Raw genomic sequence first — 13085 nt, 5'->3', positions numbered from 1 at the left:
CACCACAGCGTTGACGCGGCGCGCCATCCTCAACAGCAGTAGTCCCGCCGGCTCTTGCGCTGCCGTTCCTCCGCGTCCGGGAAGTCGTCCGGGTCGTCTTCATCGGCCGATATCATTTGCCGGCCGCGCTCTGTGTTCTTGTGCCCGGCGTGATCGCGACTTTCCGGCGCACCTGGCACTCGGTCCGCGTTTTCGAAGGTGCCGAAGACGATGGGCTTCCCGTTCTCGACCATCTGCTGACCCTTCGCGAACACGTGCCGAATGCGGTACTCTTCATCCGTCAACATCAGGTCCGCATCCATCCCGACGCCGACCAGGCCTTTTTTGCCCAGCTTCAGTACGCGCGCAACGTGACGTGTAACGATCCCGACGGCGACTTCGATGGGCACACCCTCCTCCACGATGGCATCTCGTGTCTCTTCCCACAACGTCGCGATGGAGCCAATGCCCATTGCGACCAGCTTTCCTGCGTCGTCAAAAATCGGCGAACTGCCGTTGCTGTCCGAGCTCATCGTGATGCAGCCCGGCTTGACGCCTGCATCCAGCAGCTTGCGGATGGCTTTCGACGGTTTCACCGAGATGTGGTCGTGTTTGTCGGGGCGGATTCCGGACGTCACATCGACATACCCGCCCATTTGTCCGTAGCGGATGCCGTCCTCCAGTAAATCTGGATTGCGGTTGAGGTGTGTGGGCGTGAAGACCGACTTCGGCAGCTCAGTTTTGCGCAGCACCTCAAACAGGATGTCGAGCCGCGTATCGTCATCGCCCACATGCAGGTGGAGTACGCCGGCTTTGCCCGCGAGCAGCCCGCCCACGCGCGCTTCGCTCGCCAATTCCGCAAGTTCCCGTTCGCTCGGGTGGCTCGAGCGCGTGTCGGAAATCGCGATCTCCCCGACGCCAATCACTTTGTCGACGTGGATAATGTCCGATCGCGGTGTGCCCGTCAGGGTCCGCGTCGGAACTTGATAGGCACCGCAGTATATGTAGGTTGAAACCCCTTCAAACTCCAGACCGCGCGCCTTTGCGAGCAGTTCGCTGGTGGAGCGGGTCACGCCGTCCGTGCCGAGGACGCCGACCAGCGTGGTGACGCCAGCCGTTGTGATGTGACTCAGCGAAATTTCCGGGGTTCGATAGTGGAACCCACCCTCGCCGCCGCCCCCGGCCATATGAACGTGCTGGTCAATCAACCCGGGAAAACAGTACATGCCTTGCGCATCCTGCACATCCATCTTCGGGAGCGCGCCGTGGAACTCCAGTTTGTCTTCCATGGCCAAAATCGTTCCGCCGCCGAGCAGAATGTCCTTGACGCCCAGCGGCTTGGGCGCGTATACATTGGCGTTGCGAATCAGTGTGAGCTGTGCCACGGCCATACCTCCGTTTTACCAGTTGCATCAGCGGTAGTGTGTCCACTTTTTGAAGTTGCAACCGGAAATTTGTGACGTGGGCTGCGTGGGGGTGGGGCGGGGGCCTTGCGCGCGCGGATAGCGGGAAGGCTAGTGCGATTGCGGGGGAGGCTTGTGCGATTGCGGGGGAGGTGGGGGAGGCCTGTGTGTGGGGCATAAAAAACCAGCTGCCAGGCGGGCCCAGAGGACCCGGAAGACAGCTGGTGGTGCGAAGGTGCGAAGATTACTTCGCGGCCTCGTAGCGCTTGTTGACTTCTGCCCAGTTCACCACGTTCCAGAACGCTGCGATGTAGTCAGGACGCTTGTTCTGGTACTTCAGGTAGTAGGCGTGTTCCCACACGTCGAGTCCCAGTACCGGCGTCTTGCCTTCCATGTACGGGCTGTCCTGGTTTGGCGTGCTGGTGATGGCCAGTTTGCCGTTGTCAACGACCAGCCATGCCCAGCCGCTGCCGAACCGGCCGGTTGCGGCCTTCGTGAATTCTTCCTTAAACTTGTCGAAGCTGCCAAACGTGGCGTTGATCGCGTCCGCGATCGCGCCGGTCGGCTGCCCGCCGCCGTTCGGGCTCAGAATCTCCCAGAACAGGCTGTGGTTCGCATGTCCGCCGCCGTTGTTGCGAACAGCGGTGCGGATCGACTCAGGAACGGAATCGATGGAACGAAGCAGGTCCTCAATGCTCTTGGACGCCAGGTCAGCGTGTCCTTCCAGCGCATTGTTGAGGTTATTCACGTATGTGCCATGGTGGCGGTCATGGTGAATTTGCATGGTCAGCTCGTCGATGTGCGGCTCCAGTGCGTTGTACGCATAAGGAAGCGGTGGCAGTTCGTAGGCCATATCGATCCCTCCTATGTAGTGTGCAGTTTTTGGAACACCTTCATCTTAACGCAACGATGAACACCAGCGCAAACTTGAAACGACGGAATGTTACGCGAGTTCGCGCGGATTTTGTCGAGTCGATTCGGGACCTGTCCGCAGCCTCCTGGACGCGCTGGATCGATGGAGGGCCTGTTGGTTGGATGGAGGGCCGCCGTTTCGATGGAGGGCTCGCCGAATCGATTGAACGCCTGTCCTTTTGATGGTATACATAGATTAGGTTTGAAGAGGTTTGCCTGAAAAGAGCGACAGAACGCTGCAGCGCATCGCTGCGCTTTTTCGGCCATACGCTGAAAGCGTACGGCCTGAACAATGGATGGGTGGATGGTGACGAAATGGGATTGTTGACAGGGAAGACACTGTTGGTCATGGGCGTCGCAAACAAACGGAGCATTGCCTGGGGCATCGCCAGGTCGTGTTACCGGGAAGGCGCTCGACTCGTCTTTACCTACCAAGGCGATCGCCAGCGGGACAATTTGCGCGATCTGCTGGAAGAACATATGACCGGCGAGGATTTCCCGATTGTAGCTTGTGATGTGACCGATGACGACGGACTAGCAGCGGCTTTTCAAGAAATTGGCGAGAAGGTCGGCACACTGCACGGACTTGCGCACTGCATCGCCTTCGCGAAGACCGACGAACTCCAGGGCGAGTTTGTGAATACGTCCCGGGACGGCTACCTGCTGGCGCAAAACGTCAGCGCCTATTCCATGGTGGCTGTGGCGCGGCACGCCCGACCGCTGCTCAAAGACGGCGGCTCTCTGCTTGCGATGACGTACATCGGCGGCGAACGTGTCGTGGAAAACTACAACGTCATGGGCGTGGCGAAAGCCGCACTGGAGCACAGCATTCGCTATCTCGCCAATGATTTAGGCAAGGAAAATATTCGGGTCAACGCTATCTCCGCAGGGCCCATCCGAACGCTGTCCGCCAAGGCCATCCACGACTTTAACAAAGCCGTTCATGAGATGGAGGAGCGCACACCGCTTCGTCGTTCCACGACACCCGAAGAAGTGGGAGACGTGGCCGCATTCCTGTTCAGCGACCTGAGCCGCGGCGTCACCGGCGAAACCATTCACGTCGACGAAGGTTTCCACATTCTCGGGGTGTAAGGCGAAGGCGCTGCGATTCGCTGTCGGGCGCGGCACGTGTGTCCGCGCGCCCGACAGCCTTCAGGCACTCCACCGACCTTAAGGTCGTCACCCCTGTCCGCCTTAAGGCACCTTTCCTTCCTTAAGCGGCAGGGGGCGCTGCCGGATCCCGCCGCGCAAGGCATCAAACCTGCCTTATCGCAGGCCAGCCCCAGCCCGCACCCCAGCCATAGGGTACCTTTCCTGCCCAAAGCCGCCGCGAGCACACCGTGATCCCGGTACCTAAGGCACCTTTCCTGCCTTAAGGCGGCCTTGGCCCCACCGGCCGGCCGACCGTAAGGCGCCTTTCCTGCCCAAAGCCGCCGCGAACGCCATCGGATCCCGGCACCTAAGGCACCTTTCCTGCCTTATGGAGGCCTTGGCCCTATCGGCCGGCCGACCGTAAGGCGCCTTTCCTACCTAAAGCCGCCGCGAACGCCATCGGATCCCGGCACTCTAAGGCACCATTCCTGCCTTATGGAGGCTTTGGCCCCATCGGCCGGCCGACCGTAAGGCGCCTTTCCTACCTAAAGCCGCCGCGAACGCCATCGGATCCCGGCACCTAAGGCACCATTCCTGCCTTATCGGGGGCGGCTCGCCAGCCATAGGGTACCTTTCCTACCCAAAGCCGCCGCGAACGCCATCGGATCCCGGCACCTAAGGCACCATTCCTGCCTTATCGGGGGCCGCTCGCCAGCCATAGGGCACCATTCCTGCCTTATCGCAGGCCAGCCCCAGCCCGCACCCCAGCCATAGGGCGCCTTTCCTACCTAAAGCCGCCGCGAACGCCATCGGATCCCGGCACCTAAGGCACCATTCCTGCCCTATCGGGGGCGGCTCGCCAGCCATAAGGCACCATTCCTGCCTTATGGAGGCCACCCGTGCCACCCGTGCCCCCCGTGCCACCCATCCCTCCTCCTCAACCGCCCCGAGCCGTACCCGATGGCACTTCACGCGTCTACGCCAATCGCGTCCCGAACGTGCGCGTACCCGTCTTGCCGCAGCAGCTCGTCCAATCCATCGACAATGTCCTTGACGATGCGCGGCCCGCGATAAATAAACCCTGTGTACACCTGCACCAGGTGGGCGCCCGCCCGGATTTTCTGATAAGCGTCCTGCGCGCTGAAGATGCCGCCGCAGCCGATGATGGGCACGGTGCCTTGGGTCGCTTGATGGAGGAGGCGGATCACGTCCGTCGAACGCTGTGCCAGCGGCCTGCCGCTGAGCCCTCCTGACTCGCCGGCGTTCGGGGAGCACAGTTCATTGCGGGCAATGGTGGTGTTGGTCGCGATGAACCCGTCCACCCCGCATGTCATCAGGGCTTTGGCCAAGTCTGTCAGGGCCGAGTCGGGCAGGTCCGGCGACAGTTTGACCAGCACCGGGGGGCGTGATCCCAGTTCGTCGCGTCTTTCCAGGATGGTCTGAACCAGCGGAATCAGCGCTTCCTCAGACTGCAGGTCACGCAGGCCTGGCGTATTTGGTGAACTCACGTTGATCACGAAGTAGTCTGCCAAGGTGCCCACATGTGTGATGAGTGTGACGTAGTCATCCACGGCAGATTCATTCGGCGTCCATTTGTTTTTTCCCAGGTTGACACCGACGACAAAGCCTGGGCGTCGCTGCGCCAGGTGTTTGCGCATCTCCGTGACGCCGTGGTTGTTGAACCCCATCCGGTTGATGAGCGCCTGATCCTCTCGCAGCCGGAACAGGCGGGGCTGCGGGTTGCCGGGCTGCGGCATCGGTGTGACGGTACCCACTTCCGCGAATGAAAATCCGCAGGCAAACCAGCCTGGTATGGCTTCCGCGTTCTTGTCCAACCCTGCGGCGAGTCCGACGGGGTGGGGAAACGACAGCCCCCAGATTTGCTGGTGCAGCGATGCCGGAGCCTCTATGTGCGGCGCGGCCAGACGCACCAGTTGGGGGCAGGTGGAGAGCAGGCGCAGGGTGGTAGTGTGGGCGCGTTCGGCGCTCATGCGAAACAGGACGTTCCGGATCAAGGCGTACATACAAAGACTCCTTCGCGTTCCGAAGACATTCCTCCTCAGTGTATCACGAAGCGCTCCATTCCATAGATCCGCACCCCGGATTTCGATACACTTGTCACAGATCGAGTCGCTGCGTCGTCTTATTCGCAGATCGGCTCGCCGGGGGTGAGGATGTCGGTGAGCGGGTACTCTGAGCCCCATTCAGAAGATCGGCTGTTGTTGCTAGAGGATTGGATGGAACAATTCGGGTCGGATGTTCTGAATGTTGCCTACGGATACGTCAAGAACTACCACGTCGCGGAAGATATCACACAGGACGTTTTCTTACGCGCCTACACCAAGATGGATTCATTTCGAGGACAGAGCAGTGTCAGGACATGGCTGCTTTCCATTACGGCGAACCGCTGCAAGGACTACCTGCGGTCATGGGCAGTCCGCCATGAAGTACACAGCGAGCTTGGGTTAGAGCGAGAACCGGGGGGCACACAGACGGAGCAGGACGTCGTGGCGCGCATGGAACGAGACGCGTTGTGGAATCTGGTGCACCGCCTTCCCTTAAAATATCGTGAAGTGTTGCTGCTGTTTTATCAGCGGGAGTTGTCGACGGCAGAGGTAGCACAGACGCTTGGCATCACGGAAGCGACCGCGCGGACTCGATTACATCGCGGCAGAACATTGCTGCGGCAATGGATGGAAGCGGGTGAGGTGGAGCCGTGAGCGAAAAACACGATGATTTGAAACGGCTGTTTGAGGGCGCGAAGCGACTCGAAATGTCGGAGGCGCTAAAACAGCGAATCCTGCAGCTGGCTCGCGATCACGACGGTGCCATGAAGAACCAGAAACGCCGCCGGGCCATTTCGATTCGCACCATGCTGGCGTCTGCAGCAGGTGTCGCCGCCTCCGTGGCGCTGGCGGTGACGGCTTGGCAGTATGGTGCCGCGCATCCCCGTCCGAACGCGGGTGTGTCTCACGCAACGGTGCATCTGGAGCCGGGTTCTGTGCAGGCGGCGCAGCCTGCACCTGGGGTGTTTGGCTTGCAGGAAGCGCCGGTCAGTGTGACGGGCATGAAGATTGAAAAGAACGCGGCGGGGATGGATTCAACGATTCAGACGACCGTGACCAACATTGGCAACACCCCCCTGCAGGCGCGCAGCGTGATCGGCGTTTTAGGATACACACAGCAGCCTGGGGAGGATTTGCTGTCGTCGAGCGACTGGATTGGCTTCGTGAACGGCCCTTCGCAAACGTTGAATCCGGGCGATTGCATCACGTGGTCGTTTCAACCCATCGGGGTTCCCACGGATGCGAAGGGGCAGTGGGTCGGGCAGCCCAAGCTCACCTTTTTCACGACGAATTTGGTGACGCCGAGCCAGGCGGATAAACTGCTCACCTTGGCGGACGGGGTGACGCTGCAGGATGTGACCGTGGTGCCGAGGAAGCGCTGGGATACGGGGCAGTCGTTTGAAGTCACAGCGACCTTGGAGAACGACGGGAGCAAACCGGTCTCGCTCTCGAATCTCATGTCCATCATCTGGTTCGCAGCGAACCCGTCGGCCAGCTGGACAGACGCCAATGCGGAGCGCTTTCTGGATCATCTCACACCCGCGGCAGGCGGTTCGAACGTGGTTCAACCGGGATCGTCCGTGAAAGTTGTATTTCCGTCGATGATTGGATCTGCCAAGCCGAATTTCTTACAATGGCAAGTACATGTAGCCGTGATCAGACATACGTGGTAAGCACGTTCACACGCTGGTTACGCAGGAGGAAGACGACATGACGACGCGATTCAGCCTGGCCGAGCTTGCGGAGATGCTTCATGTACCGGTCGATCACGTGCGCCTGGCGGTCGACACGTTGTCGGCGGAAGGGGAATTGACGGCAGAGTCCTTTCAGTTTGGCGGCCGAAACTGGCGGATTGCGCCGAGTGATACCAAACGCATCCAAGCGTGGATTCAAGTTCAGACGGAACAAGGGAACTTGAGCCAAACCGCGCCCAAGCGAAGGGTTCGAGCCAGAAAAGTGATTCGCAGGGTGGAAGCCGATCACGGCGCAGAAGCGGACCGCAGCACAGAGTGACGTTTGTCCGTAGCCTGACGGATGCCTTGCTCCGATTGATCGGCAGGGTTGCGGGCAGACTACGCCGTACATCCACTCGTCGATTGAGAAAGGGGCAAGGTCAACGATGATCATCGGAGTGCCAAAAGAGATTAAGGAAAGCGAGAACCGCGTGGCCATGACGCCAGCGGGTGTACATGCCCTGGTCGGCGCGGGGCACCGCGTCATTCTCGAACAGGATGCTGGAGCGGGCAGCGGGTTCAGCGATGCGTCGTACCAGGAGGCGGGCGCAGAAATCCTCCCTTCGGCGGCTGAGGTCTGGCGCCAAGCCGATATGGTGATGAAGGTAAAGGAACCGCTGCCGTCCGAGTACGGCTATTTTCGGTCCGATCTCATTTTGTTCACGTACCTGCACCTGGCACCGGAACCGGAGCTGACCAAGGCGTTGATGGACAGCGGCGTGACGGCGATCGCCTACGAAACGGTGCAATTGGAAGACCGCAGTCTGCCGCTGCTTTCGCCAATGAGTGAAGTCGCGGGGAGAATGTCGATTCAAATTGGGGCGCATTTCCTCGAAAAAGTGCACGGCGGCCGCGGCGTCCTGCTGAGCGGGGTGCCGGGGGTGCCGCCGGCGCGTGTCGTGATTGTCGGCGGGGGCATGGTCGGGACCAATGCCGCGCGGATGGCCATGGGGCTTGGTGCGGACGTGACCGTGCTGGATACAAACCCAGCCCGGATGGCGTACCTGGATGAAGTGTTCGGAGGCCGGTTGAGAACGGTCATGTCCAACGCCTACAACTTGCGCCAGCAGATTGAGGGGTGCGATTTGCTGGTCGGTGCGGTGCTGATTCCGGGATCGCGAGCACCGAAACTGGTCACCGCTGAGATGGTGCAGGGCATGAACCGCGGTGCGGTGATTGTCGACGTCGCGATCGACCAAGGGGGGTCGATTGAAACCATTGACCGCATCACGACCCACTCCGACCCGGTGTACGAAAAATTTGGTGTCATCCACTACGCGGTCGCGAATATGCCGGGTGCAGTGCCCCGCACGTCCACGCTGGCACTGACCAATGTGACGATGCCGTATGCGGTTTTATTGGCGAACCTCGGGGTGGAAGCGGCGGTTCGAGCGAATGCCCCGTTGGCCAAGGGTGTGAATGTCATCCAAGGAAAGGTGACCTACGAAGCGGTCGCCAAATCGTTGAATCTGACCTACACGCCGTTGACAGACGTGTTCTAGACAGCTGCGTCAGGATTCGTTACCCTAAAGAAGGACGCGGTTCTGAATCGTTCCGTGTCGAAGGGAGGGACGCACATGATTACCGAGGAATTGGTACGAGGCATGTTGACAGACGTCTTGGACCCGGAAATCCAGATTGACGTGGTGAACCTGGGCATGATATACGGGGTGGACATTTCCGAGGACCAAAAGTACGTCAAGGTGACCATGACATTAACCACCATGGGTTGTCCGGCATACGACAGCCTGCGCGAGGAGATTATAGAAAAGGTCGAAAGCCTGCCTGGCGTCGAAAAGTGCGAGGTGGAGCTGACGTTTGATCCGCCCTGGGATAAGGAAATGATGTCCGAAGAGGCCAAGCTGGTCTTCAAATACCTGTTTTAACTCGCATCACGAGGCGGCAGCGCTGAACCTCCGTTCGTCCTTGGCACGAACGGAAAGGCGCCGTCGCCTTGCATTTTTTTTGCAATGTGGTACGCTTGAATTGAATCATGACTAAAAAAGTCAACTTTCGGTTCGCAATCAACCTGCGGTGTACCAGCTGGCCGGCAGTCGGCCTGGCGATGGCGCAGTTTTGCGCGAACAAGGTAACCAACTCATTGTTGCGGGAAGGGCTGAGGAACGTGGCTGCTGTACCACACTTTCAAATTGAAGACTTGCATGTAGCCGTAGAGGGCAAGGAAATTGTCCGCGGATTAAACCTGGAAATCAAAGGCGGAGAAGTGCACGCCATTATGGGCCCCAACGGTACCGGGAAGAGCACGCTGGCTTCCGCACTGATGGGTCACCCGGCATATGAAGTGACCGGAGGCCGTGTCACGCTGGATGGTCAGGACATTCTCGAAATGTCCGTCGATGAGCGTGCGCGGGCGGGCATGTTTTTGGCCATGCAGTACCCTGCGGAGGTCTCCGGCGTATCGAACGCGAACTTCCTGCGCACGGCGCTGAATGCTCGCCGCGGCGAGGGGAATGAACTGCCGGTGCTCAAGTTTCACCGACTGCTCCAGGATAAAATGAAGCAGTTGAACATCGACCCGTCGTTTGCAGAACGGTATCTCAACGAAGGGTTCTCGGGCGGTGAGAAGAAGCGCAACGAGATTCTGCAGATGAGCATTCTCGAGCCGCGCATCGCCATTCTCGACGAAATTGACTCCGGGCTCGATATCGACGCCCTGAAAATCGTTGCGGAGAGCGTCAACAACCTGCGTTCACCGAACATCGGCTTCCTCATCATTACGCACTACCAGCGCTTGCTGCAGTACATCGTGCCGGACCATGTGCATGTGATGATGCAGGGCCGCATCGTCCGCTCCGGCGGCAAGGAACTGGCAGAGGCGCTCGAGGCCAAAGGGTACGATTGGCTGAAAGAGGAACTTGGCATCGTCGACGAGACGGTCGGCGCACAAGCGTAAGGAGGAGACCGGTGTGGCAGAACAAACAACAACCGTGTCGCACTTCGTACGCGATCTGACCCAGCGATTTTCTGAGCCTGATTGGCTGAAGACGGCACGTGAAGCAGCATGGACGCATTTTGAAAGTTTGCCTTCTCCGCGGTTGGAGAAAAGTGATTTGACGCGGCGCTCCTGGGAGGTCGGGACCGTCCCGTCGGCACAGCACGGCGCGGTTCCCGCCGATGTGCAATCCTTGTTGGACGCGATGACGGGGCCGGTTGTGTGCGTGGTCGACGGCTCGGTTGTGCGGTCTGAACTGCCTGCGGCGTTGACCGCCGAGGGCGTCGTGTTTACCGACTTGCACACCGCGCTGCAGCATCACGGAGCGCTGGTGGAGAAGTACCTGGGGTCGGTGGTTGCGGCGGACGAGAACAAGTGGACGGCGCTCAATGCGGCCCTGTGGCACGGCGGCGTGTTCCTGTACGTGCCGCGAAACGTGCAAGTCGATACCGCCTTTCAGTTTGTGTCGATTCAAACCGAGGCCAGTCAGGGTGCGGCGCTGCCGCGGGCGCTGGTCGTCGGGGAAGAGGGCAGTGCATTTTCCTTCGTGGAGATGCAGTTGAACGGAGAGACGGCACCTGCGTTTTTGCACAGTGCGGTGACGGAGATTGTCGCGGCAGCGGGTGCCAACATCCAGGTGATGTCGGTCAACCGGCTGCGCAAGGGACCGACCCATTTCCTGACCAGCCGCGCCAAAGTGGGTAAGGATGCGGTCGTGAACTGGGTGTTCGGCGATGTCGGCGACGGGTATTCGGTTGCGCTCGTGGAAAGCGTGCTGGAAGGTGACGGATCACGCTCGTTGACACAGGGGCTTGGCGTCGGCTTTGGCCGTCAGCACATGGACCTGACCGCGAGCATGGTGCACGGAGGACGCTACTCAGAGAGCGACATCCGTCTGCAGGGCGTGTTGCGCGAGCGGGCCAACTCGATTTTCCGCAGCAGCACACACATCCTGCGCGGCGCCGTCGGTGCCGGCAGCGAGCAGCACGACCGGATGCTGATGATTGAAGGGACGGCGCGTGCGGACGCGATCCCCATGCTGCTGATTGACGAGAATGACGTGCAGCGCTGTGGACACGCTGCGAGCGTTGGCAAAATTGACGCCCAACAAATTTACTACCTGATGTCGCGCGGGATTCCAGAAGGGGAAGCGATGCGGATGATCATCTGGGGATACCTGCGGCCGACGGTAGAAGCTGTCTCTGTGCCGCACGTCCGTGCCTGGCTCGAGGGACAAATCGAGAGGAAGTTGACGGTATGATTGGGGCAGAGATTCGGAACGACTTTCCGATTTTGCAGCAGGAAATCAACGGGCATCCGCTGGTGTATCTGGACAGCGCGGCGACCTCCCAGAAGCCGCGGCCAGTGATTGAGGTGTTGAAGCGGTATTACGAGACCGACAATTCCAATGTCCACCGCGGCGTCCACACGTTGGGGTCGCGCGCGACGGAGGCCTATGAGCTGGCCCGGGAGAAGGTGGCGCGGTTCATCAACGCCCCCTCGCCGGAGCAGGTGATTTTCACGCGCGGCACAACGGAGTCCATCAACATGGTGGCATACGGTTACGCAAGGCTGCAGCTGAAAGCCGGCGACCGCATTGTGCTGACGCCCAGTGAACACCACAGTAATTTGATTCCCTGGCAGCAGGTTGCGAAAGTCACGGGTGCACAGCTGCACTATCTGCCCTTGCAGCCGGATGGGACGATTCGCCTGGAAGACGTCCGGGAAGCGGTCACGGCGAACACCAAGCTCGTTGCGATTGCGCAGGTGTCGAATGTGCTTGGCACGATTCACCCCGTCAAGGAAATCGCGCACATTGCGCACGCAGCGGGCGCCCTGGTGGTGGTCGATGGGGCGCAGAGCGTGCCGCATATGCCGGTGGACGTACAGGATTTGGACTGCGACTTCCTCGCGTTTTCCGGACACAAGATGTGCGGCCCGACCGGCATCGGCGTGTTGTACGGGAAGCGCAAGTGGCTTGAACAGATGGAGCCGACCTATTTCGGCGGCGAGATGATTGACATCGTCGAACTGTACGATTCAACGTGGAAAGACATCCCGTGGAAATTTGAAGGCGGCACGCCGATCATTGCGGGAGCGATTGGTCTGGGCGCCGCCGTGGATTATCTGACCGACATCGGGATGGAGGCGATTCGCGATCACGACCGTCAAGTGGTCGATTACGCACTGGACCGCCTGAGTGAAGTACAGGGCCTGACGATTTACGGACCGCCGCGCGGCGGGGAGCGGGGCGGTCTGGTCACCTTTAATTTGGGTCGGGTGCATGCACACGATGTATCCACGGTGCTGGATTCGGAAGGCATCGCCATTCGAGCGGGTCATCACTGTGCACAGCCCTTGATGCGGATTTTGGGTGTCCCTTCGACAGCGCGCGCCAGCTTCTACCTGTACAACACAAAGGCTGACGTCGATGCGCTGGTGCACGGGCTGCAAACGGCAAAGGAGTTTTTCCAGCATGCAATTGGATGACCTGTATCGCCAAGTGATTATGGACCATTATCAGCACCCCCGCAACCAGGGCAGCATCGAGGGCGACGCCTTGTCCGTTGATTTGCGAAACCCGAGCTGCGGCGACGAAATCACCCTGCAGCTGCTGGTCAACGCGCAAGGGGTCGTCGAGGATGTGCGGTTTCGCGGCAGCGGCTGCTCCATCTCCATGGCTTCGGCTTCGATGATGACCGAGGCGGTGAAAGGTATGCCTGTGGACAAAGCGCTGGAGCTGTCGAAGGAGTTTCGCGCGATGATGCGGGGCGTTCCGCCGGAAGAAGTGGATATGGGTGAGTTGGAGGCCCTGTCTGGCGTGTCAAAATTTCCGGCCCGCATCAAGTGCGCCACGCTGGCCTGGCAGGCGCTGGAGAAGGCGGTTCGCTCGGAGGACGAGGCAGAGTAGGGCCTGTAAGCCGGAAGCGGCGGTTGGATTCGCGGC

General features: G+C 60.0%; 13 protein-coding genes. 10 read left to right on the top strand and 3 right to left on the bottom strand.

The features are described 5' to 3' along the window. Window positions 1–29 precede the first annotated feature (29 nt). Both iadA and JI721_RS02930 read right to left on the bottom strand, forming a co-directional pair. Entirely contained in the window at window positions 30–1370 is a 1341-nt protein-coding gene (gene iadA / locus JI721_RS02935) for a beta-aspartyl-peptidase (RefSeq protein WP_274456585.1), read from the bottom strand. A gap of 256 nt (window positions 1371–1626) precedes the next feature. Further along, window positions 1627–2235, bottom strand: a complete 609-nt coding sequence (locus JI721_RS02930) for a superoxide dismutase (protein WP_274456584.1) — start codon at window positions 2233–2235, stop codon at window positions 1627–1629. A 374-nt stretch (window positions 2236–2609) separates the two neighbouring features. Between JI721_RS02930 and fabI the strand changes: the two genes are divergently transcribed. Further along, window positions 2610–3386 carry an enoyl-ACP reductase FabI gene (gene fabI / locus JI721_RS02925; RefSeq protein ID WP_274456583.1) on the top strand — a complete coding sequence of 259 codons (777 nt, stop codon included), beginning with the start codon at window positions 2610–2612 and terminating at the stop codon, window positions 3384–3386. Between the two features lie 968 nt (window positions 3387–4354). Here fabI and JI721_RS02920 read toward each other — a convergent pair. Beyond that, complete coding sequence (locus tag JI721_RS02920; protein ID WP_274456582.1) at window positions 4355–5410, bottom strand: quinone-dependent dihydroorotate dehydrogenase; 1056 nt, start codon at window positions 5408–5410, stop codon at window positions 4355–4357. A 156-nt stretch (window positions 5411–5566) separates the two neighbouring features. Here JI721_RS02920 and JI721_RS02915 point away from each other — a divergent pair, with 156 nt between their 5' ends. The 9 genes from JI721_RS02915 (at window position 5567) to sufU (ending at window position 13049) form a co-directional block, all read left to right on the top strand. Next, window positions 5567–6106 (top strand): sigma-70 family RNA polymerase sigma factor, encoded by a 540-nt coding sequence (locus JI721_RS02915; protein WP_274456581.1) that lies wholly within the window; start codon window positions 5567–5569, stop codon window positions 6104–6106. After that, a complete protein-coding gene (locus JI721_RS02910) occupies window positions 6103–7125 on the top strand; it encodes a hypothetical protein (protein WP_274456580.1) in 1023 nt (340 codons plus the stop codon). Before JI721_RS02915 ends, JI721_RS02910 begins: the two co-directional genes overlap by 4 nt. Before the next feature lie 37 nt (window positions 7126–7162). Then, window positions 7163–7465: a hypothetical protein gene (locus tag JI721_RS02905; protein ID WP_274456579.1), complete on the top strand. Its 303-nt coding sequence runs from the start codon at window positions 7163–7165 to the stop codon at window positions 7463–7465. A 106-nt stretch (window positions 7466–7571) separates the two neighbouring features. After that, on the top strand, window positions 7572–8687 hold the full coding sequence (ald, locus tag JI721_RS02900; RefSeq protein WP_274456578.1) for an alanine dehydrogenase: 1116 nt from the start codon (window positions 7572–7574) through the stop codon (window positions 8685–8687). Window positions 8688–8762: 75 nt separating this feature from the next. Continuing rightward, window positions 8763–9071: a metal-sulfur cluster assembly factor gene (locus JI721_RS02895; RefSeq protein WP_274456577.1), complete on the top strand. Its 309-nt coding sequence runs from the start codon at window positions 8763–8765 to the stop codon at window positions 9069–9071. A 239-nt stretch (window positions 9072–9310) separates the two neighbouring features. Continuing rightward, complete coding sequence (gene sufC, locus JI721_RS02890) at window positions 9311–10099, top strand: Fe-S cluster assembly ATPase SufC (RefSeq protein ID WP_274456576.1); 789 nt, start codon at window positions 9311–9313, stop codon at window positions 10097–10099. Between the two features lie 13 nt (window positions 10100–10112). Then, window positions 10113–11399 carry a SufB/SufD family protein gene (locus JI721_RS02885; protein WP_274456575.1) on the top strand — a complete coding sequence of 429 codons (1287 nt, stop codon included), beginning with the start codon at window positions 10113–10115 and terminating at the stop codon, window positions 11397–11399. Next, complete coding sequence (locus tag JI721_RS02880; RefSeq protein WP_274456574.1) at window positions 11396–12628, top strand: cysteine desulfurase; 1233 nt, start codon at window positions 11396–11398, stop codon at window positions 12626–12628. The genes JI721_RS02885 and JI721_RS02880 overlap by 4 nt, the downstream gene beginning before the upstream one ends. Beyond that, window positions 12615–13049, top strand: a complete 435-nt coding sequence (sufU, locus tag JI721_RS02875; RefSeq protein WP_274456573.1) for a Fe-S cluster assembly sulfur transfer protein SufU — start codon at window positions 12615–12617, stop codon at window positions 13047–13049. Before JI721_RS02880 ends, sufU begins: the two co-directional genes overlap by 14 nt. Window positions 13050–13085 lie beyond the last annotated feature (36 nt).

It is taken from the genome of Alicyclobacillus cycloheptanicus, assembly GCF_028751525.1.
GTDB classification, from domain to species: Bacteria; Bacillota; Bacilli; order Alicyclobacillales; family Alicyclobacillaceae; genus Alicyclobacillus_L; species Alicyclobacillus_L cycloheptanicus.
This window is presented reverse-complemented; position numbering and strand designations above follow the sequence as displayed.